The following is a 21913-nucleotide window of genomic DNA, read 5'->3' as shown; positions in this document are numbered from 1 at the left end:
AAACCAATCAACCCAAATAAAGTTTAAGACGCTTTTAGTAATATTTTGGGTTGATGTTAATGGAGGTGTGGAATTGACTTCTCAGTTGGAAAAATCGCGAACAATCAAAGTATTAGTAGTAGATGATTCTGCTTTTATGAGAAAAGTAATCAGTGAAATGTTAGAAGAAGCAGATAATATAGAAGTTATTGATCGGGCAAGGAATGGAATAGATGCTTTACGTAAACTAGAGAAGTGTAATCCTGATGTAATTACTTTAGATGTAGAGATGCCAAAGATGGATGGGCTACAATTTTTAGAAAAGTTGGTCCAAGTAACAGGAAAATCTATTCCAGTTGTGATGCTAAGTAGTTTGACAACTAAACAGAGCAAAACAACTATTAAAGCTTTAGAATTAGGAGCTGTTGATTTTGTTGCTAAACCTTCTGGGAGTATTTCATTAGATATTAATAAAGTACAAGAAAAGTTGATTGAGAAGGTAAGATTAGCAGCAAAGGCTAAAGTTAAATTAGATAAAGCACCTAGCTTATCTAATACTTCTCTCTCTTTAAAGAAGAGAAAGTTAAAAAGAATCAACAGAAATAAGAAGAATTTAAGTCAAGGGCAAAGGCCTGCTTCAAATAAAAAATTAGTAGTAATCGGTGCATCTACTGGTGGACCTCGTGCTTTAAAAGAGGTAGTGACTTTATTGCCAGAGGATTTAAATGCAGAGATTTTGATTATTCAGCATATGCCTCCTGGTTTTACAACTTCTTTAGCAGAGAGGTTGAATAAATTATCTAAAATTAAGGTTAAAGAAGCTCAAGAAGGTGATAGACTAGAGAAAGGTCTTGCTCTCTTAGCTCCTGGGGACTATCATATGGTAATTGAAAGAGGAAAAGTGAGCTTGTCTCAAAGTGATAAGGTTCATAATGTCAGGCCTGCAGTAGATATAACTATGGAATCTGTTATTGCCGAATACGGAAATAATATAGTAGGGGTCTTGTTGACTGGGATGGGCAAAGATGGTGCAGAAGGTTTGAAATTAATTAGAGATGCTGGTGGACAAACTATTGCTCAAGATGAAGAAAGTTGTGTAGTCTATGGTATGCCTAAGGCAGCTTATGAATTAGGAGCAGTAGATGTAGTTAAGTCTATTGATGATATTGCAGTTGAAATTGTTAGAAGAGTTAATTCATAATTAATTTAATAATAATGAGGATGGCAAATGCCATCCTCTTACTTTTTGAAAATATATTTTTGCTTAATTATACTAATTTTTGATTAGTCATTATCTTTAGTAGTAGAACTTAGTCTAGGTAATCTATGAATTTCAATTAATTCATCATCTGTTAGCTTAACCTGGGTGTACATGCTCCCCAAACGCTTAGTTGATGTAATGTCATTTACTTCTTTTTCAAAGATTTCTCCACTATCACTGACTAAGGCGATTTTATCATTCTTGTGAGCAGTTAATATATCTAAAAGCTTATACTTATTATTTGACATGGTTTGTAGCCCTTTTCCATTTCTCTTCTGTAGAGTATAATCATCAATTGGGCTTGCTTTTCCACGACCTTCTTTGGTTAATGATACAACTATTTTGTCATCTTTTACTATATTGAAGCTGATTACTTTATCATTATTATTTAGGTTAATTCCTTTACTTCCCTTAGTATTCCGACCAGTATCATTAATTTCATCTTCTTTAAAGTGGATAGTATAGCCTTCTTTTGTACCTAGTAGTATTTGATTATTACCAGTAGTAACTTTAACCCCAACTACTTCATCACCATCATTTAGGTTAATTGCTTTAATTGAAGAGATAGTACTTTCATATTCTTCACCTTTGGTCTTCTTAACTTGTCCATCTTTTGTAGCGATAGTAATATAATTATCTTTTACCTGCTCAGTTAATACAATCATAGCTACAATCTTTTCATTCATAGGTAGTTTTAAGAATTGAGTTAGTGGATCTCCATTAGATAATCCATGATGTTCAGGTAATTCATGTGCTGTTATACTATAGCTCTGCCCAGTATTGGTAAAGAATAAGATTTGGTCAAGGCTTCTTCCTTTAGAAATATGAGTAATAAAGTCATTCTTGCCAGATCTAACATTTTCTAAGCTATCAGCACGTTTGATATAATTACGATAAGATAAGGAGATAACTACTTCTTTATCTTTAATAAGATCTTCTTTTTCTATTTCAGCTTTAGAGTCATCAGCCAAAATCTTGGTTTTACGCTTATCACCATAATTTTCTTTGATTTCAATTAATTCATCTCTAACAATATTATTAAGTATTTCACTACTATTTAAGATGGATTCTAAATGTTTAATGGTTGCTCGAATTTCTTTTAAATCATCCTCTAATTTTTGGATTTCTAGACTAACTAATTTTTGTAATCTAATATTCAAAATAGCTTCTGACTGTTTTTTAGTAACTTCTAATTTTCGTTGTAGATTCTTTCTAGCATCTTTTGGAGATTTAGAACTTCTGATAATCTGAATTACTTTATCTAACTGATCTGTTGCCTTTTTAAGGCCTATTAGTAGATGTTCTTTATCTTTAGCCGTATTTAATTTATATCTTGTCCTTCTAGTAATAACTTCTCTTCTAAAGTCTAAGAAAGATTCAAGTATCTTTTTAATGTTCATTACTTTTGGCTGTTGCTTAACTAAGGCTAACATATTAATTCTCATATTAGATTGTAAAGAGGTGTATTTATATAAACGATTTAAGATTATGGTAGGGTTGGCTTTCTTCTTTAAATCGATCACAATTCTTAGTCCATCACGATCAGATTCATCACGAACATCACTAATATTGTCTATCTTACCTTTTTTAACTGTATCAGCAATCTCTTCTATTAACTTAGACTTGCTTAGTTGGTAAGGTATTTCAGTAATAACTATACGTTCTCTACCACGACCACGATCTTCAATTTCACTCTTACCACGTAATGTTATCTTTCCTTTTCCAGTTTTGTAAGCACTTTTAATGCCATCATTTCCAACAATAACCCCTCCTGTAGGAAAATCAGGACCTGGAATAGTATTCATTAGCTCTTCAATAGTAATATCATTGTCTGCTAGTAGTTTAATTAATCCATCGATAACTTCTACTAAATTATGAGGTGGAATATTTGTACTCATTCCGACAGCAATTCCACTAGAACCATTGATTAATAGGTTAGGTACTCTAGATGGTAATACAGTTGGTTCTTGTAGACTACCATCAAAGTTGTCAGTGAAATCAACAGTCTCTTCTTCAATGTCTTGAAGTAGTTCTTCGGAGATAGTAGCTAATCTAGCTTCTGTATAACGCATAGCCGCTGCACTATCACCATCAATTGAACCAAAGTTTCCATGACCATCAATTAATTGATATCTTTGACTAAAATCTTGAGCCATTCTAACCATTGCATTATATACAGCGCTATCACCATGAGGGTGATACTTACCTAAAACTTCACCAACAATACGAGCTGATTTTTTATGTGGTTTATTTGGTAATAAGCCTAATTTCTTAGTAGCATATAAAATTCTTCTATGTACAGGTTTTAACCCATCTCTAACATCAGGTAAAGCACGGTCAATAATAACACTTAATGAATAATTTAAATATGAATTACGCATTTTATCTTCAATAGCTACGGGCATAATATTTTTATCTTTCATTTTTTATCTACTCCTTTCAATTATTACAATTGAGATTGACAGTATTTATTATATCATTAAATCTTAATTTGTAAAATTTATATTAAGTATCTTAATAACTTTAGATAGTATAAATTTAGCTTTCATTAATTAATAAGATATTATTAAGGTATTGTTTGACAAAGTAGTCTGCTATGAATATATCTTTATCTAAAAAGTAGTTTTCTAATAAAAAGTATTATTATATTACAATCATTTAGTTGCTTTATTAAAATTTACTCTTGATTAGGAATAATAATTATTTGTTTTGATTAATTTAGATATAAACAGGTCAATCGAATCTTAATTGGGCTAATAGTTGCTAAGAATTCTTTAATATGCTATTATAATAAATGGAAACATAAGTTTTGACAAAAGATGGGAACAATAAGAGAGGTGTTAATATATGGCAGTAGACAAACAATATAATGCAGAACAAATTCAAGTTCTAGAAGGTTTAGAGGCTGTTAGAAAGAGACCAGGAATGTATATTGGTTCTACAGGAACTAAGGGATTACATCATCTCGTTTGGGAGATAGTTGATAATAGTATAGATGAATTTTTAGCTGGTCATGGAGATAAGATAGAGATTAAGGTTCAACCAGAAGAGATAATAACTGTTAGAGATTATGGGCGTGGTATTCCAGTGGATATCCATTCTAAAAAAGGTTTACCAGCAGCTCAATTAGTATTAACCACTTTGCATGCAGGTGGTAAATTTGATGGTAGCGGATATAAAGTTTCTGGTGGATTGCATGGTGTAGGTGTGTCTGTAGTAAATGCTTTATCAGAATGGCTAGAATTAGAGATTCATAGAGATGGCTATGTCTATCGACAAAGGTATGAACGTGGTATTCCTGTTACAGAATTTGAAAAAGGTGAAAAGACTAAAGAGACAGGTACTCAAATTAGATTTAAGGCAGACGAAGAAATATTTGATGATATCAATTATAAATTTGAAACTTTAAGTACAAGGCTACAAGAATCAGCTTTTTTGAATAAAAATCTAGAGTTGATCTTAATTGATGAGAGAAAAGAAGAAGCTAAAAAGGTAGATTATTGTTATAGTGGAGGCTTAGAGGCTTTTGTAGAGCATTTAAATGAAAGTCAAGATCCATTAACTGATGATATTGTCTATATCGAAGAAGAGATAGATGATACCTATGTTGAAGTAGCTTTTCAATATAATAAGAGCTATAATGAAAGAATATATACTTTTGCTAACAATATTAATACCCATGATGGAGGATATCATTTAACTGGATTTAAGACTTCTATTACTAAGGCTTTTAATAATTATGCTAAAGATAATAATTTACTAAAGAAGAATGATCCTAGTTTGTCAGGAAGGGATTTACGTGAAGGATTAACTGCGGTAGTTAGTGTTAAATTAACTGATCCACAGTTTGAGGGACAGACTAAGACTAAATTAGGAAATAGTGAAATTAGAAGTATCGTTGAGAAGAGTGTGTATGAATTTTTACGTTATTATTTAGATACTCACACTAAATTGGCAAGAGGAGTAATTGATAAGGCTTTAGAAGCAGTTAGAGCTCGTAAAGCGGCTAAGAAGGCTAGAGAGTTAACTAGAAGAAAGGGAGTTCTAAATAGTAACTCTTTGCCAGGTAAACTTTCTGATTGTAGTAGCCGTAAAGCAGAAGAATGTGAGTTATATTTAGTAGAGGGAGATTCTGCTGGTGGATCTGCAAAACAAGGTCGTAACCGTAAGTTTCAGGCTATTCTTCCTTTGAAGGGTAAGATCCTAAATGTAGAACGATCTCGTTTAAATAAGATCCTAAAGAATGCTGAGGTTTCAACTATTGTAACGGCTTTAGGAGCTGGAATTGGAGAAGAATTTAACCTTGATAAGTTAAGGTATCATAAAGTAATAATTATGACCGATGCCGATGTTGATGGTGCTCATATCTGTACTTTAATTTTAACTTTATTCTATCGTTATATGCCAGAGTTAATAGAAAAAGGGCATGTCTATATTGCTCAACCACCTTTATATAAGGTGACTTATAGGAAAACAGAGAAATATCTTTATACTGATAAACAATTAGAAAGTTATCTAGCTGATAAGGATAGAAATAAAATAAGTATTCAGCGTTACAAAGGTTTAGGTGAGATGAATCCAGGACAGTTATGGAAGACTACAATGGATCCAGAAAATCGCAAGTTACAAAAGGTAGAGATTGATGATGAGATAGTGGCTGATGATGTCTTTAATAGATTGATGGGTTCTAAAGCTAGATTAAGAAGAGAGTTTATTATGAAGAATGCAGATTTAGCCGATAATATTGATATATAAAGGGGAAGTAGTCCACAGTTGTGGGCTGCTTTTTTTTATATATTTTTGAGTGTTGAGTTTAGTAGATGATATTTTGCTTTATATTTTAATCTAGATATTCTGCTGTAGGTTTTGCCTAAGGGCGATTTACTTTTTCAGCCCAAGACTACTTCTTCGGGTTTGAACAGATAACCCTTCGTGAAATTTTAATTTTTAATGTTCTCCTGCGGGGCGTCATTGACAAAAAAGCAAGCAAAAAGGTCAAGAAAAAATTAAACTTACTCAGAAATAAGAAATATTAATTGTGGATCTTGAATTAATAGTTTTATAAAAAAGTATCTGCCATGTTGTAAATGCTTATTATTGTTTTCTTCGTTTAAACAGTAATTTTTTCAGTTAAGGTCAAAAGATTGAGAAACACGCTAGGATTATATATTGTAATTACTATATTAATCGATAAGATAGAAGTTACTTTCAAATTTTAGTGGGGAATCAAATATCTATCGATTATGTTTCTTGAAAAGATTAAAATATAATAAATTATTTTAAATGAAGTATGTCAACTGAAAAATATTCTCTACTTTAAGGGGTTGAAACTTATCACTAGCAGTTGTAATTCTATTACAAAAATGACATACTAATAAATTTGATAGCAAGTTAAATTTTTTGATTGTTCAAAAGTTAAAATAAGCGGGTGTATTTATACACCCGCTTATTTGTTATAACATTTCTTTTTTAGACAGATAATAAAGAATTGCAAAACCAACAACAATAAACAATATTGTTAATATAACTTGAATAGATAAAGACATAAAATCTCCTTTATAATAATAAATATTTTTATTTTAGTCTACCCTAATTGTGAGCTTGAGATACTTAGGGAGGGTTAAAAATGAGGGTAATAATAGAAATTATTATACAAACATTAGTAGCGTTTTATGCTACTTTCTTTTTTGCTAGAATAATAGGCAAGAAACAGATTGGTGAATTAACCTTTTATGATTATATTAATGGTATTACCTTTGGATCCATAGCTGGTAATATGGCTAGTGATTTAGATCAGAGAACTTGGCAGCATTTTATTGGTTTGTTCTTATTTGCAGCTTTAACCTTTTTAATGCAATATATTGCATTAAAAAATAGAAAAGTTAGAAAGGTAATAGAAGGTGAAGCAACGATTTTAATTCATCAAGGCAAGATTTTAGAAGATAATCTTAGAAAGACAAGGTTTAACTTAGAAGACCTTCTTTCAGAATTAAGAAAGAATAATATTTTTGATATTAGAGATGCACATTTTGCTATTTTAGAAACTGATGGTAAATTAAGTGTACTTCCTAATGCTAATAAAAAATCACTGACCCCTCAAGATTTAAATTTAGACGGTCAAGAAGAGAGTATATGTACAGAGTTGATTGCTGATGGAGAATTAATAGAGCCAAATTTAAAGCAACATGGACTTACTAGAGAATGGTTAGAGGATAATTTGAGAAAAAATAATATTTTTAAAATAGAAAATGTACTATTTGCTAGTTATAATCCAATCGATAATAGTATATATTTTGATTTGAGGAATGATAATTTAGGTAAAGATACTGTGGATATTAGTGATAATAAAGAATAGGTCAGAAGACCTATTCTTTAGGGAACTATTATTTTATCTTCTTAGGTGTTTTATTTTTTCCTATATCAACTAATTCATCAGCAATTTGTCTTTGATATTCTTGACTTATCCAGCCAAAAAGTGCTGGCATACTATGAGTACCTGCATAACCTTGAGGAATTTCTCTAGGATCTTGAGTTGAACCTAACTCTTGTTCTAATATATTAGGTTCATGGACAAAAGAATTACCTGGACTGCCGGGATTATCACTAGCTTCATGATTATAAGACTTTTCTTTTGGTCCTTGGGCCAATTTATTTAACCTCCTTTACTCTTTTTTATAGTCTTACCTTGAACTAGTAGCTTTATAATAAGTAAAAAATAACATAATAAACTTTAATAGCAATAGCAATTTAATTTCAGATAATAAAAAATCCCTTTCAAAAATGAAAGGGATTCTCTTAAAAATCGAACTTCTGGTTGCTTTTTCCAGCGAAGAACATGGTAGTAATATCATCATAAATTGTATTGAACTTATTGCTTTCTTCTTTTTTCAAATTAGCCTTGATAAAGATATGCTTTTTACCTGATTTGTCGTTCTCCTCTGATAAAAAAACTTTGTTATCACCAAATTTCTTCTTTAGTATATTAACTGTTTTTTCAAGCGCATCAGCATAATTATTTATTTTAGAGAACCGATAACTTGAAATTCTTCTTTTAACCCACATATAAATCCTCCTTATGTATTCTCTTTTTATAGCAACAGTATTAATTTTATAAAAAAATTTATTAAAAATCAAATGCCTATATAAAATTTTTGCAGGAATTCAAGTAAAAATTACCTAAATAATAATATAAGTCATTTATAAATAAGTCAATTATGAATATAATAAGCTAAAAAAGGGGGAGAAAAATTGGACTATAAAGGAAAATTGAATCGTCAGTTTCCTGCTAAAATAAGTACAACTGCTTTTACATCTATTTACATTTTACATTTAGTGGAAAAACATGGGAGGATGTATGGTCAGAAGATTCTCGATACTATCAATGAACAAATGGGAACTCGCTGGAAGCCATCTCGGGGTATGGTTTATCCATTATTGCGTGAAATGGAAGATGAAGGTTACTTAGAGGCTTGGTGGGATGAACCTGATAAAAGGTCGATTCGTTATTATCGTATAACTGAAAAAGGTGCTACTCATTTTGAGAAAATGAAGATAAAATATAAAAGCTCTTTTAAAGATGCTTTAAAAATTGTAAATACTGCAATTGATGAAATCTATGATGGTGAAATATAGATATATGATTTCTATTAAGGAAAATATCGAATGATATAGAAGCAGCAATTACTGTTGACATTAACAAGCATATGAGTTATAATATAACTACTATTAGTAATCATTTCTAATAGATTGATTTTGTAAAACTTATATCATTATTTTACATAAATAAGATAAATAAAAATTCACTTATAAAATCTCAAGGAAATGATTACAATAAAAGTGTAAGATAAATATTAAGGAGGAGATTATTTTATGGCTAAATATGAATGTACAGTATGTGGTTATGTTTATGATCCTGAAAAAGGAGATCCAGATAGTGGCATTGAAGCAGGTACTGCTTTTGAAGATATTCCAGAGGATTGGGAATGTCCATTATGTGGTGTAAGCAAAGATATGTTTGAAAAAATAGAAGACTAATAATGTAAAAAAGCTGGTCAGCGGACCAGCTTTTTATCTTAATATTTGATACCTGGTTTTAATCCAGGTTTAAGTTCTGTTGTACCACCAAATAATAATGGTAAAATAATTAATATAATAAGCCAAAGCAAATTACCACCACCATATAATCCCATTTGATTTCCTCCCTTATTAAATTTTAATTTAGTACTTTACTCCCATATCACCACTAAAAAGTAACAAGATAAGAATTAAGAAGATAAAAAGCATAGCATTATCATCATACATACCCATTATGTATTCCTCCTTATTAAGATAATTTAATTAGTATTTTACTCCCATATCACCACTAAAAAGTAATAAGATAAGAATTAAGAAGATAAAAAGCATAGTATTGTCCTCATACATACCCATCTTAAATACCTCCTTTTAGATAAGTTAAAAATTTAGTTAGTATTTTATTCCCATATCGCCACTAAAAAGTAACAAGATAAGAATTAAGAAGATGAAAAGCATAGCATTATCATCATACATTCCCATTATATATCCCTCCTTCAAATTTAATATAAGCACTAGAGTTAATTTGAAAATTAGGTACAAAGCAAAAAATAAAATTCATTTATCTTTTCTTGCTTTTTCAATACATAATATACAATAAAGAAGAAAATGTTAAAGTAAAATATTTACATTAGCCATTTGAGTAAAAATAGATTAAAATTATTGAACTATAAATATTTAATATATTGTTATATAGAAAATAAAAAAGATAAGATTTAGAGATAATAATATTGAGGGGGGAATTAATATAATGAGACTCAGTCAAGATCAAAGAGCTCAGGGATTAATTGATGCTGATTATTGTCTTCAAATTGCTCATGATATGATTGATATATTTCAAAAAGAAGAAGAAGATAATAAAGGTTTTAATAGCTTAGAGATGCTTATGATTAAGAGTGTCTTTGACGATCTTTTTGAAAATACAATTAAATCAAGGTATAAAGAAGGAAGAAATCAGGTGATTAACTTTTTATCAAAAGAAGATATTGATTTATCTTTAAGAAATTCTAATGATAATGTTGTTAGTCTGTTTGATTTCTTAGATAAAAGTCATTAAGAGGGGCTTTTGCTCCTGCTCCTCCCTCAAATATAAATTTAAGCTATAATTTTAAATTTTCTATTATAATTTATTAAAGTAAATATTTTTTTATCGGCAGTAACATATATAAGTAACAGTAAAGTTAATTTTTCTATAGTCAAAAATGCTGGATTGTATAGATGGTAAGACATTTTAGTTATCAACCATTAGATGTTATTAATCACTATCAACTTATAAGCAAACTCTTGTTACTTATGACCTAATATCTATAACCTAATTTCTAGTACCTAAAAATGTTGTTTCATACTCAAAGCGATTCAAAACTACATATAATTGTAGTTTGAATTTTTTATTTGCCATCCTAAATCTATTAAGTTATACTAAATTATGAAGGGATTAATTATAGCAATAAAGAATATAAAAGTATTAGTATCAAATAAGTACCAGAGTAGTTAATTAAAAGGTATTTAGGTTACTAATCTTTACAATAAATTAAAATTATAAAGGGGGAAAATCAATGAATTTTTTAAGAAAAAGAATAGTGTTGTTAAGTGTAGTCTTATCTCTCTTATTTATTTTGGTAGGGTGTAAAGAAGATGAACTATCAACATTAACTGTTAAGTCTAATGTTAAAGCAGAAGTAACAATTTCTAGAAGTGGTGAGAGTAAAACATTAGTAGGTGAAAATCTTCAATTTACAGAATTGCCTACTGGGGAATATGAATTAAGAGCTACTGCAGAAGGGTATAAGGATTATACAGAGTCTATTGTACTAAAATCAAGTAATGAGATTAAAGAGATCAAATTAGATAAAATTCCAGTTGTTAAAGAAGAAGCTACTGAAGAAAAGGATCAAGCAAAAGATTCTCAAGAGAAAGTTGAAGTAATTAAAGCAGATTTGGAGTTGAGTTTATTTGATGTTAATAATAATCCATTAAAGGCTAAAGTTATATTAAAGAAAGAAGATAAAGTAATAGCTAGAAAAGAAGGACAAAAGTTAAGTTTTGAAGATTTAAATACTGGAGATTATAAAGTTGAAGTTATTAGAGAAGGATATCAGAAGTTAGTAAAAGATATATCTTTAAAAGAAGATGGAGTAGAGGTCCCATTATATATTTTAGGTGGACAAATTAAACAGCTGTTTGTAGATAAGCAGAATGATATTGGAAAAGTAAAAGCAGCTATTAAAAATATAAAAGCTGATGAAGAATTAATTTTAGCACTTTCTTATTTAGATTTCTCAAGTGAAACTCCAGAGTTTAATTTAAATAATGAGTTAGATAGATTAGCTAAGATTGAATATGATGCTAGAGCTAGAGGTATTGATCTTGTTAAGGAATATGGAGATGAATTGATTGCTAATAAGGTATATACTTTGGGAGATGAAAAAGAATTTGTAGTTTCTAAAGACCTTAAAAAAGCTAATGTAAATGCTACTTTGGAAGCAGTTGGTCAACATATTTATGTTTTTGTTGATAATAATAAGACTGTTGCTACTGAAAAGGTAGAACAATTAGTAGCAGAATTTGATAATGTTATCTATCCTAAGTTAACCAAAGATATTGCTCAATCTAAAGTTGTAGTATTGTTAACTGATTTTAAAGACGTACCAGTAACAGGATACTTTAATCCAGCTGATTTATATCATGATCAAGGTAACGAAGAGAGAATGTTTTATCTAAACTCTGATAGAAGCATCAATACATTATTAACTGCTGCTGCACATCAATATCAACATTTGTTGTTCTTTACAGATAAAGCAAAGGTAGGTCGAATATTTAATGATGCTTGGATTGATCAAGGTTTAGCACAATTAGCTCCAAGAGTTTGCGGTTATATTGATTATGAGAAAGAAGGATGGTCTACTGAAAAAGGTAATGGGTGGGTGTATGATAAAGACTATGGTTATTTGAACAATACTCAAAAAGTAGATTTATTAACTCATGATGGTAGTTTAGCTTTTTCTGGGGCATCTTCATTATTTGCTAGTTATGTTCTAGAACAATATGGAACTGAACTTTTAGATAGAATTATGAATAGTTCAAAAGATCCTATAGCAGTAATTGAAGACTATACTGATCAAGAATTTAGTAAAATTTATATGAATTGGATGACAACAAACATAACTGATACCATAAATGAGATAGATAATAAGCTTTATAAGTATAATTCTTTTGAATTGCAGAGAATGCCTAAATTTGCAAAGCAAAAAATTAATCCAAAAGGAATATACTATATTAAGTTAGATTCAAACTCTTCATTAAATCTTGACTTATCTAGAATTGATGGAAGTGGAAAACTAGGAATTGTTTTAATTAAAAAGAAAAAATAAATACTAAAAAGTTACTAAAAAGTCTACTCAACTGAGTAGGCTTTTTATTTTGGGATTATGTTTTGGTTAAATTCATTATATAGAATATAGAAAAATTAAAAGTAAAATACATATTCTATAAGAAAGATAGTAATAATATTATTAACTTTATATAGTGAATTTCTCGTACTAGATTATCTAATACATAAAGGAGGTTGTTTAGATGGATTTTAAGCAGGAATTGATAAAAAGAATCAAAACACACCCAGATATTTTTAATGAGATTAGGGTGGAAACAATGGTAGATAAGGTTGATAATTTAATTTCAGAGCAGCAGATTAGTTATGTGAATGATCCAAATGAAGATTTTACCTTAGAGGAGTTAGAGGATGAGCAATTAATAGATTCTATTTTGAGAAATCTCCAATATTATATTGAATATGAAAAAGAAATGGGTGAGAGTGACCTCTAATCTTCTAACAAAGCTTTCAATAAAAAAATTTATTTTGGTTACAATAATATAGAGTATGACCAATAAATTAAAGCATCAATATTAAAGGAGAGATAAGATGGCTGATAATGTTGAACATTTTTTAAAATACGGAGGAGTAAAGTTTGAATATAAGGCTTCTGAGAGAGAAATTTGGAGGTTTATTAATAGTCTGCCCCCAGAAAAGAAAGAGAGTATAGCAGAATTAAGTGATATTTTAGTTGAGAAAGGATATATAGATCTTAAACCTGAATTTAGTACTATTGACCAAGAGTTGTTGGATGCACAAGTAGAAGAGAATAGAAGAATTTAATTTTTATTAAGAAGCCCCCTAAAAAGGGCTTCTTATACTTTGATAATGATAAAAGTTATTCATTAATATTTTTTAGCTGATCAAATAATGCTCTAATATATTCCTGTGTATTTATTTTTTGTTGAATAAGTTCATGAATTAAATTATTATTACTGTTATTTTTCATTATTTATATCAGCTCCTTAAAAAGTAATTATTATTTATTATTCTTTATTTTGTTCTATAAAATACTAGCAATGCTTACCTGTATTTAAAATAGAATTGAATAATTAAGTTAATTTTGAATAAGATTAGTCAATAAGGAGATTATATAAATAAAGTAATAAATTAAAGTTTAGAAAAATTAATAATAATTTGAGTTCAATCTATTATTACTGAATTCAAAGCGGTAATAATTAAAGGAGGAGATCTAGCAAAGTAAAAATAACTTTATTAAATTAGTAAGACTATAGAAATTTAAGACTTAGTACAGATAAGAATTAGGGGAATAATAATTTATTAGCCTAAAAACTATTAATCCTTAACTATTATAACTTGAGTAAATTTCATATTTTTCTTTATAGATATCATAGTTTCTATTAATGGCTACAATAAATTGTTTGAAATTATATATCTGATTTTCTTTATGAAATTTACTTATTGGCAGTTTTATACTGTGATATAGTATATTAAATTTATTAGCTGCTTTGTTTGATTAAGTTTGGTGTCTTTTAATAAATATATCATGATTAGCATATTATTGAAATAAGAGCAATATACTAATAGTATGATAAAACACTAGGAGGTGTAATACCAATGAGAGCAACAGGAATAGTCCGTAAAATCGATAATTTAGGTAGAGTAGTAATCCCAAAAGAAATTAGAACTGAAATGAAGATTGATAATGGGAACACCTTAGAGATTTATGTTGATCAGAATGATACAGTTATATTAAAGAAGTATAGTCCAGTAAGAGAATTAAGAAATTTAGAAGGATATATAGATACTTTGGTAGAAACAACCAACTGTAATGTTATGATATCAGATACAGATAGAATTATAGATAGCTCATCACATTTTAATGAGTATACTGATAAAATTGTAGGTAATAAGGTTAAAGAAGCTATGAAGTCTAGAAAGTCTATAATTATAGAAGAAGCTAAAGATGAAGATATTTGTACGAATTTTAGAAGCAAAGATGATAAATTAGGGTCAGTACTTATTTCACCAATTATTAAGCAAGGTGATATTTTAGGTGCTGTTATTTTATCATCAAAAGATAAAAAACTAGGTGATTTTGAAACTAAAGTTAGTGAAATCACAGCTAAAGTTATTAGTAAAAAATTAGGATTATAAATAAGTAAGCGCATAATGCGCTTACTTATTTATAATCAATATTATAGTTTATTATAGTTTGAATTAATAATAGAATAAGCATATATTATACAAATTTCAAAAAATAATTGACAACTTATATATAAAAGTATATAATTTAATTGAACCGAAGATAATACAATCTAGCGTGTAACTGACATTAGCAGGCATTAGCTAGGAAGAAATGTGGGTTTCTATACTATTTTTTGTATAATAGAAATTTATATTTCTTTCTAGCTTTTTTGTTTATTTTAAGATTTAATAACAAATAATACACATTGCAATGTAGTATTTTTGAATTAAAACCAACAAATTATAATTAAAGATGTGAAATTAACACATTATATAAAATGAATAAGTTGATTGTTTGGTTTTAAAAATCAAGCTAGAAGGAGCAAATTTAATTAAATATTATCTTATAAGACTAAAGTGTTAGCTAACATGAATTATTAGTTTTTCTCATTATTTAGTATGATCTAAAAAGGCATAAGAAAATAAGTTTAATAAGAATCCTTTGTTAGGTTTAAAAATCATTTATATTATAAATGATTTTAATTAATTTTTAAACAACAAAAGGGGGATTCTTAAGAATGAAAGCATTCAAACAATTGCAAAAAATCGGTAAGGCTTTAATGACACCTGTGGCAATCTTGCCAGCAGCTGGATTGTTATTGGCATTTGGTACAAGTTTAGGTATTCCATTGATGTCTGATGCAGGTGGAGTAATTTTTAGTAACTTAGCATTATTATTTGCAGTAGGTTCTGCTATTGGACTTGCTGGTGGTGATGGTGTTGCAGCATTAGCAGCTGTTGTTTCTTTCTTGATACTTAATAAAACTATGGGTATTGTTGCTGGAGTAACTCCAGAAATGGTAGCTAATAATCCAGGTTTTGCAAATGTAGTAGGTATTCCTACAATGCAAACAGGGGTATTTGGAGGTCTTATTGCTGGTATAATCGCAGCAATTATGTACAATAAGTTCTTTGATATTGAATTGCCAGACTTTTTGGGTTTCTTTGCAGGTAAAAGATTCGTTCCTATTGCAACAGCAGCAGTTTCTTTTGTAGTAGGATTAATTTTACCAACTATTTGGAGTCCAATTCAAGAAGGTTTATTCCAATTATCTCATTTAGCAAATGAAACTAATACAAATGTTTCAACATTCATTTTTGGAGTTATCGAAAGAGCATTAATTCCATTTGGATTACATCATATTTTCTATTCACCATTCTGGTTTGAATTTGGTGAATATGTGAATAAAGCAGGAGAAGTTGTAAGAGGAGACCAAGCAATTTGGTTTGCTATGTTAAAAGATGGTGTTGCTAACTTTAGTTCAGACACTTATCAAGGTGCAGGTAAATTTATGACTGGTAAGTTCCCATTCATGATGTTTGGATTACCAGCTGCAGCATTAGCAATGTATCATGAAGCTAAACCTTCTAGAAGAAAAGTTGTTGGAGGTATTTTATTCTCAGCAGCGTTAACATCTTTCTTAACAGGTATTACAGAACCAATTGAATTTTCATTCTTATTTGTGGCACCAATATTATATGGTATTCATGTAATATTTGCAGGATTTTCATTTATGTTAATGAATATGCTAGGTGTTAGAATTGGTATGACTTTCTCTGGTGGACTTATTGACTTTATTTCCTTTGGTGTATTACCAGGAATGACACCATGGTGGATAGCTATTCTAGTTGGATTAGTTTTCGCAGTTATTTACTACTTTGGATTCCGTTTTGCTATTAGAAAATGGGACTTAGCTACACCAGGTAGAGGAGATGAAGAAACTGAAACTGAAGAGCTAGAAGCAGATTCAAGAGCTGAAGCTATTTTAGAAGCTTTAGGTGGAGCGGAAAATGTTGAAGAAATTGATGCATGTATTACTCGTTTAAGAGTATCAACTGTTGATCCTTCTAAAGTTGATGATAATAGATTAAAAGAACTAGGTGCTTCTGGTGTTATGAAACCAGGTGGCGGTGCAGTTCAAGCTATCTTTGGTCCAAAATCTGAAGGAATCAAGGATCAAATTAAAAAGTTACTTTAAAATTGATGCTTTGATTTTTATTTAAGAAGTTATTGGTCTAAGACCAATAGCTTCTTATTATTTTAAATTTAATCTGTTTAATAATGTAAACTTTAAAATAAAAAGGAGTGTTATATATGTTTGGACTCTTCAAAAAAGATAAAGCTGTTACTTTAACTTCTCCATTAACTGGGAAGGTTTTAGATTTAAGTAAAGTACCAGATGAAGTTTTTTCTAATAAGATGGTTGGAGATGGAGTAGCTATAGAACCAACTGATGGTGTTTTAGTATCTCCTGTAAAGGGAACTATTAAACAAATTTTTCCAACCAAGCATGCTGTAGGTATTGAAACTGATGAAGGTGTTGAAATCTTAATGCATATAGGTATTAATACTGTGGAATTAAGTGGAGAAGGTTTTGAAAAATTAGCGGAAGTAGGTAGTAAAGTAAAAGTTGGCGATAAATTGATTAAATTTGATTTAGATTATATTGAAGAAAATGCAACTTCAATTATTACTCCTATTTTGATTACTAATATGGATGATATAAAAGGGATTGACAGACTTAGTGATGGGGAAGTTAAATTAGGGGAAAATGAATTATTAAAAGTTAAGTTATAATAAAAATATTTTGTTTAAATTCATTTTATAAATGATAGTTTGACAACTTTTAGTTAAGAATATACAATGTTATTAGATTTATAAATTTATTTTATGCTATTTTTGTATTATAAGTATAGCTGTTTGTGAATAAGTATTTTTTAGAAAGAGATATAAATCTCTATATTTTTATAATATCTGTCGGGAAGTTATATCTTTTTCTGATTAAGTTATAAATTTATTCTTCTAGTGTAATAATAAATTTAATATGATTTTTGAAAAATCTACATATATTTATAATAAAGTTTTATAATGTTTATCTCTGAAATAACAAATTAATTTTGTTATCTCAGATTCCTATTAAATAGGGGGAAGTTAAATAGTGACTTTAAAAGAAGGTTCTAATCAAATTTATGAGATAAAGAAAGTTTTTAATAATAATGTTGTATTGGCAATCAAAAAAAATAATTATAATCAAACTAATGAAGTTATTCTGTTGGGAAAAGGCTTAGGATTTGCTAAAAACCAAGGAGATATTCTATCTTCTGATAAATGTAATATAGAGAAAGAATTTATTCCTGTTAATGAAGAAAAGAAAGAGCAGTATCAACAGTTAGTAGAAAATGTTAATGAAGAGATAATTGGTTTGACCACAGAGATAATAGCTATGGTAAGTAATGAGTTAAATGAGGAGTTGGATAAACATATTCATATAGCTTTGGCTGATCATATTGCTTTTGCTTTAAAGCGTATTAAAGAAGGAATGGATATTGTCAATCCTTTTTTACCAGAAACCAAAACTTTATATTATAAAGAATATAATTTAGCTAAGAGAGCAGCTAAGATGATTGAAGAACGTTCAGGAGTTCCAATACCTGAAAGTGAGGTTGGATTTATTACTTTTCATATACATGGAGCAAGAAGTAATAGGGGTAGGTCTAGAGCAGTTAAATATACTTCATTGATTAAAAAGATGATTAATGTTATTGAAAAAGAGTTAGATATTGAATTGACTAGTGAGAGTTTAAATTACGCTCGACTTGTTACTCACTTAAGATTTGCTTTAGAAAGAATAGAAGAGAATAAAACTAATCAGAACCCTCTATTAGAAAAAATAAAGAATGATTTGAATTTTTCTTATCAGGTGGCAGATAAATTATCTTTGATGATTTATGAAGAACTAGAATTAAAAGTACCTGAAGATGAAAAGGGTTATTTAGCTATGCATTTGGAAAGACTAAAAAAGAATTTAATATAATTTTAATATTAGAATTAAATAATATATTATTTAATTCTAAGGTAAAATAAGCTTATAAGTATATAAAAAGGAGTGTTTTCAATGTTTGGTATTTTTAAAAAGAAAAAAAGTGTTGAATTAGCAGCCCCATTAACTGGAAAGGTAGTTAAATTGGCTGAGGTTCCAGATGAAGTATTTTCTCAGAAAATGGTTGGAGATGGATTAGCTATAGAACCAACTGAGGGAGTTTTAGTATCTCCAGTAGATGGAGTGATTAAACAGATATTTCCTACTAAACATGCTGTAGGTATCGAAACTAAAGAAGGTGCTGAAATTTTAATTCATATTGGTATCAATACTGTAGAACTTCAGGGTGAAGGGTTTGAGAAATTAGCTGAAGAAGGAGATAAAGTAAAGGTTGGAGATGAAATTATTAAAGTTGATTTGGATTATATTAAAGAAAATGCAACTTCAACTATTACTCCAGTTCTTATTACTAATATGGATGATATTAAAGAATTAAAAATATTAGATAATCAAAATGTTACTTCAGGAGAAGATAAGATTTTATCAGTAGAGGTTAAGTAAATAAGATACTGCTTGAATAGGTCTATTTTAACCTATCCAGGCAGTATGGTATGTTTGAAAATTTAATTAATAATAGTTAATACATAGGAGGGTTAATTATGGTAGAAAAGTCTGTTGTTATTAAAAATGAAACTGGTATTCATGCAAGACCAGCTTCAATGATTGTACAAAATGCTAGTAAATTTGAATCTGATGTAAATATTATTAAAGATGGTCAAGAAGTTAATGCTAAAAGTATTATGGGGATTATGAGTTTAGGAATTAGTAAGAGCTCAGAAGTTACAATCAAGGCTGATGGTAGTGATGAACAAGCTGCAGTAGATGCTATAGTAGAATTAATTGAAAGTGGCTTTGGAGAATAATTAATAGCTTTTAAATAGGCAATATCATAAAAACCTCTAATGTTTAAACATTAGAGGTTTTTATGATATTAAGAATAAATTTGATGAATAATTATATAATAATCAAGGATTTTATAAATTATTCAAGAATAAGAAAGTTATTAGTATTTTTAAATAAGCAGAATATTTATTTAGTAATTAGAGCATCTTAAATTGATAAAATTATTAACAATGCTTTAATGGTGGGAGGAAGTGTTGTGGACTTAATAGTTATTGGCTTGAATTATAGAACTGCTCCTTTGGAGCTTAGAGAGAAGTTATCTTTAACTAAGAAGCAACAGCAAGAAATTCTAGAAAGAATAAAACTTAGTCCCAAGGTAGAAGGGGCAATAGTGCTATCTACCTGTAATAGAACAGAACTTTATCTTGAAGTTGAAAATTCAGCAGATAATAAGATAGCTTTTGAAATATTTAATTTGATTTCTAATTTGAGTGTAGAGACTTTAAAGAACTATATATATATTTATAATGAAATAGAAGCAATAACACACCTGTATAGAGTAGCTAGTGGAATTGATTCTTTAGTAATAGGTGAGGTTCAGATATTAGGGCAGGTAAAAAGAGCATTTTACAGATCTAGAGATTTAGGTTTAATAGATAGTTATTTATATAAAATATTTACCGATGCTTTTAGAGTTGCAAAGCAAGTAAGAACAGAGACTAAGATAAGTTATGGTGCTACTTCAATAAGTTATGTAGCTGTAGAGTTAACCAAAAAGATATTTGGCTCATTATCTGGAGAAACTGTATTAATTTTAGGAGCAGGGAAGATGAGTGAATTAGCTTTAAAATCTTTGGTTGATAATGGAGTTACAGGTGTTATGGTAGCTAATAGAACTTATAGTCGTGGAGAAGAGTTAGCTAACAAATTCTGTGCTAAGGTTGTTAGATGGAATCAATTAGATGAATGGGTTAATAAGGTGGATATTATTATTGCTTCTACAGCTGCTCCTCATTATGTTTTACATTATAATTTAGTTAAGCAAGTAATGGATACTAAAAGAGGCCCATTATTTTTAATTGATATTGCTCTGCCTAGGGATATTGATCCTAGAGTAGCCAAAATACCTGGGGTTCATCTTTATGATATAGATGATTTAGAAGAAGTGGTAGAGGATAATTTAGCCAAACGCAAAGAAGAATTAAAGAAAGTAGAGGCTATAATAAAAAATGAAATAGCTAGCTTAGAAGAGTGGATAAATCAACAGCAAGCTATTCCATTAATCAAAGACTTGAGAAGAAGAGCTGATACTATCAAGGAAGAAGAGTTAAGCAGAGCTCTACATAAATTAGAGAGTAGTGATGAAAGATTAGTTGTTGAAGAATTAGCTAATCGCTTAACTAATAAGCTATTACATTTACCAACTATTAAAATTAAAGAATTGGCTCAAAATGAAAATAGTAAAGAGAAGTTAAGTATTATCCAAAAGCTTTTTGAATAAATAAAATTATATCAAAGAAGGGTGAGCAATGAATACTTATCCGATAAATTTAAAATTAATAGGAAAGAAAGTATTAGTTATTGGTGGGGGGCAAGTCGCTTGTCGAAAGATTAGAAGGTTAGTTAGAACAGGATCAGAAATTACTATAGTTAGCCCTGAGTTAACACCTGAATTAGAGGCTATGATTAATGATTATAGTATAACTTATTATTCAAGAAATTTTAAAGATGAAGATTTAAGAGGAGTATTTTTAGTTTTTGCTTTAACAGATAATAGAAGGGTCAATAATAGAATTTATCAGTTAGCAGATGAAAATAATATTTTAATTAATGTAGCAGATAGTTTAGAAGAATCCACTTTCACTTTGCCTTCTATAATCAAGCGGGGAGATTTATTATTAACTATTTCTACTGGAGGAAGTTTACCTGCTTTATCAAAAGAGATTAGAAGAAACTTAGAAGAGGAATTTGGTTTAGAATATAGCACTTTTTTAGCTATGTTGAAAAGAATTAGGCCTATAATCTTAAAAGAGATTGATGATAAAGAAGAAAGAAGAAAGATTTTTAGAAGTTTAGCTGATTTAAGATTAATAGAACAATTCACTCAAGATAAAGAAGCTGCTTTAGATGAAGTTAAATCTATCTTAGGTGATAATATCGCTAAAAAGCTATTTTTAGATTGAGATTAATAGCTAGGGTTTATATTAGTATATTTTAGTGAGAAAGAAGAATTATTATATTTTAAAGGCTGCTTAATATAATAGCAAATAATTAATTTATACTATAAAACAGAGTAAAATG

The 21913-nt window shown here is 28.9% G+C and carries 20 protein-coding genes; 17 read left to right on the top strand and 3 right to left on the bottom strand.

Annotation, left to right across the window (positions count from 1 at the left end):
• Positions 1-73: 73 nt before the first annotated feature.
• A complete protein-coding gene (locus OREMA_RS0108005) occupies positions 74-1180 on the top strand; it encodes a protein-glutamate methylesterase/protein-glutamine glutaminase (protein ID WP_018248750.1) in 1107 nt (368 codons plus the stop codon).
• An 83-nt stretch (positions 1181-1263) separates the two neighbouring features.
• Here the strand turns inward: OREMA_RS0108005 and gyrA are convergent, their stop codons facing one another.
• Entirely contained in the window at positions 1264-3663 is a 2400-nt protein-coding gene (gyrA, locus tag OREMA_RS0108000; RefSeq protein ID WP_018248749.1) for a DNA gyrase subunit A, read from the bottom strand.
• A gap of 424 nt (positions 3664-4087) precedes the next feature.
• Between gyrA and gyrB the strand changes: the two genes are divergently transcribed.
• Together gyrB and OREMA_RS0107990 are read left to right on the top strand one after the other, a co-directional pair.
• Positions 4088-5995 (top strand): DNA topoisomerase (ATP-hydrolyzing) subunit B, encoded by a 1908-nt coding sequence (gene gyrB, locus OREMA_RS0107995; protein ID WP_018248748.1) that lies wholly within the window; start codon positions 4088-4090, stop codon positions 5993-5995.
• Between the two features lie 871 nt (positions 5996-6866).
• Complete coding sequence (locus OREMA_RS0107990; RefSeq protein WP_018248747.1) at positions 6867-7595, top strand: YetF domain-containing protein; 729 nt, start codon at positions 6867-6869, stop codon at positions 7593-7595.
• A 28-nt stretch (positions 7596-7623) separates the two neighbouring features.
• Here the strand turns inward: OREMA_RS0107990 and OREMA_RS0107985 are convergent, their stop codons facing one another.
• Positions 7624-7887, bottom strand: coding sequence for a hypothetical protein (locus OREMA_RS0107985; protein ID WP_018248746.1), 264 nt, complete (start codon positions 7885-7887; stop codon positions 7624-7626).
• A gap of 148 nt (positions 7888-8035) precedes the next feature.
• The gene (locus OREMA_RS0107980; protein ID WP_018248745.1) at positions 8036-8302 is read right to left on the bottom strand and encodes a hypothetical protein; all 267 of its coding nucleotides are present in this window, start codon (positions 8300-8302) and stop codon (positions 8036-8038) included.
• 186 nt (positions 8303-8488) lie between these two features.
• Between OREMA_RS0107980 and OREMA_RS0107975 the strand changes: the two genes are divergently transcribed.
• The 14 genes from OREMA_RS0107975 (at position 8489) to OREMA_RS0107880 (ending at position 21795) form a co-directional block, all read left to right on the top strand.
• The gene (locus OREMA_RS0107975) at positions 8489-8872 is read left to right on the top strand and encodes a PadR family transcriptional regulator (RefSeq protein WP_018248744.1); all 384 of its coding nucleotides are present in this window, start codon (positions 8489-8491) and stop codon (positions 8870-8872) included.
• Positions 8873-9109: 237 nt separating this feature from the next.
• Entirely contained in the window at positions 9110-9274 is a 165-nt protein-coding gene (rd, locus tag OREMA_RS0107970; protein WP_018248743.1) for a rubredoxin, read from the top strand.
• 787 nt (positions 9275-10061) lie between these two features.
• Positions 10062-10367 carry a hypothetical protein gene (locus tag OREMA_RS0107945; RefSeq protein ID WP_018248738.1) on the top strand — a complete coding sequence of 102 codons (306 nt, stop codon included), beginning with the start codon at positions 10062-10064 and terminating at the stop codon, positions 10365-10367.
• A gap of 499 nt (positions 10368-10866) precedes the next feature.
• Positions 10867-12681 (top strand): peptidase associated/transthyretin-like domain-containing protein, encoded by a 1815-nt coding sequence (locus tag OREMA_RS0107940; RefSeq protein ID WP_018248737.1) that lies wholly within the window; start codon positions 10867-10869, stop codon positions 12679-12681.
• Positions 12682-12883: 202 nt separating this feature from the next.
• On the top strand, positions 12884-13132 hold the full coding sequence (locus OREMA_RS0107935; RefSeq protein ID WP_018248736.1) for a hypothetical protein: 249 nt from the start codon (positions 12884-12886) through the stop codon (positions 13130-13132).
• A gap of 97 nt (positions 13133-13229) precedes the next feature.
• A complete protein-coding gene (locus OREMA_RS0107930; protein WP_018248735.1) occupies positions 13230-13463 on the top strand; it encodes a hypothetical protein in 234 nt (77 codons plus the stop codon).
• Positions 13464-14258: 795 nt separating this feature from the next.
• Positions 14259-14798: a stage V sporulation T C-terminal domain-containing protein gene (locus tag OREMA_RS0107920; protein WP_018248733.1), complete on the top strand. Its 540-nt coding sequence runs from the start codon at positions 14259-14261 to the stop codon at positions 14796-14798.
• 608 nt (positions 14799-15406) lie between these two features.
• Positions 15407-16867 carry a glucose-specific PTS transporter subunit IIBC gene (gene ptsG / locus OREMA_RS0107915; protein WP_018248732.1) on the top strand — a complete coding sequence of 487 codons (1461 nt, stop codon included), beginning with the start codon at positions 15407-15409 and terminating at the stop codon, positions 16865-16867.
• Between the two features lie 116 nt (positions 16868-16983).
• Positions 16984-17466 (top strand): PTS sugar transporter subunit IIA, encoded by a 483-nt coding sequence (locus tag OREMA_RS0107910; protein WP_018248731.1) that lies wholly within the window; start codon positions 16984-16986, stop codon positions 17464-17466.
• Positions 17467-17827: 361 nt separating this feature from the next.
• Positions 17828-18703, top strand: a complete 876-nt coding sequence (gene glcT / locus OREMA_RS0107905; RefSeq protein ID WP_018248730.1) for a glucose PTS transporter transcription antiterminator GlcT — start codon at positions 17828-17830, stop codon at positions 18701-18703.
• An 81-nt stretch (positions 18704-18784) separates the two neighbouring features.
• Entirely contained in the window at positions 18785-19270 is a 486-nt protein-coding gene (locus OREMA_RS0107900) for a PTS sugar transporter subunit IIA (RefSeq protein WP_018248729.1), read from the top strand.
• A gap of 98 nt (positions 19271-19368) precedes the next feature.
• Positions 19369-19632 (top strand): phosphocarrier protein HPr, encoded by a 264-nt coding sequence (locus tag OREMA_RS0107895; protein WP_018248728.1) that lies wholly within the window; start codon positions 19369-19371, stop codon positions 19630-19632.
• Positions 19633-19868: 236 nt separating this feature from the next.
• Complete coding sequence (gene hemA, locus OREMA_RS17410) at positions 19869-21113, top strand: glutamyl-tRNA reductase (RefSeq protein WP_018248726.1); 1245 nt, start codon at positions 19869-19871, stop codon at positions 21111-21113.
• A 28-nt stretch (positions 21114-21141) separates the two neighbouring features.
• Entirely contained in the window at positions 21142-21795 is a 654-nt protein-coding gene (locus tag OREMA_RS0107880) for a precorrin-2 dehydrogenase/sirohydrochlorin ferrochelatase family protein (protein ID WP_018248725.1), read from the top strand.
• The last annotated feature ends 118 nt before the right edge of the window (positions 21796-21913 follow it).

This window comes from Orenia marismortui DSM 5156, assembly GCF_000379025.1.
In the GTDB taxonomy this organism is placed as follows: Bacteria; Bacillota; Halanaerobiia; order Halobacteroidales; family Halobacteroidaceae; genus Orenia; species Orenia marismortui.
The sequence above is the reverse complement of the archived record's forward strand: the minus strand, read 5'-3'. Positions and strand labels throughout refer to the sequence as shown.

Bases quoted from the DNA above. Each gene is read 5' to 3' on its own strand.
- rd (WP_018248743.1), top strand. From the start codon at position 9,110: ATGGCTAAATATGAATGTACAGTATGTGGTTATGTTTATGATCCTGAA.
- gyrA (WP_018248749.1), bottom strand. From the start codon at position 3,663: ATGAAAGATAAAAATATTATGCCCGTAGCTATTGAAGATAAAATGCGT.
- OREMA_RS0107935 (WP_018248736.1), top strand. From the start codon at position 12,884: ATGGATTTTAAGCAGGAATTGATAAAAAGAATCAAAACACACCCAGAT.
- OREMA_RS0107940 (WP_018248737.1), top strand. From the start codon at position 10,867: ATGAATTTTTTAAGAAAAAGAATAGTGTTGTTAAGTGTAGTCTTATCT.
- OREMA_RS0107880 (WP_018248725.1), top strand. From the start codon at position 21,142: ATGAATACTTATCCGATAAATTTAAAATTAATAGGAAAGAAAGTATTA.
- OREMA_RS0107945 (WP_018248738.1), top strand. From the start codon at position 10,062: ATGAGACTCAGTCAAGATCAAAGAGCTCAGGGATTAATTGATGCTGAT.
- OREMA_RS0107980 (WP_018248745.1), bottom strand. From the start codon at position 8,302: ATGTGGGTTAAAAGAAGAATTTCAAGTTATCGGTTCTCTAAAATAAAT.
- OREMA_RS0107920 (WP_018248733.1), top strand. From the start codon at position 14,259: ATGAGAGCAACAGGAATAGTCCGTAAAATCGATAATTTAGGTAGAGTA.
- OREMA_RS0107895 (WP_018248728.1), top strand. From the start codon at position 19,369: ATGGTAGAAAAGTCTGTTGTTATTAAAAATGAAACTGGTATTCATGCA.
- OREMA_RS0107910 (WP_018248731.1), top strand. From the start codon at position 16,984: ATGTTTGGACTCTTCAAAAAAGATAAAGCTGTTACTTTAACTTCTCCA.
- gyrB (WP_018248748.1), top strand. From the start codon at position 4,088: ATGGCAGTAGACAAACAATATAATGCAGAACAAATTCAAGTTCTAGAA.
- OREMA_RS0107900 (WP_018248729.1), top strand. From the start codon at position 18,785: ATGTTTGGTATTTTTAAAAAGAAAAAAAGTGTTGAATTAGCAGCCCCA.
- ptsG (WP_018248732.1), top strand. From the start codon at position 15,407: ATGAAAGCATTCAAACAATTGCAAAAAATCGGTAAGGCTTTAATGACA.
- OREMA_RS0107990 (WP_018248747.1), top strand. From the start codon at position 6,867: ATGAGGGTAATAATAGAAATTATTATACAAACATTAGTAGCGTTTTAT.
- OREMA_RS0107930 (WP_018248735.1), top strand. From the start codon at position 13,230: ATGGCTGATAATGTTGAACATTTTTTAAAATACGGAGGAGTAAAGTTT.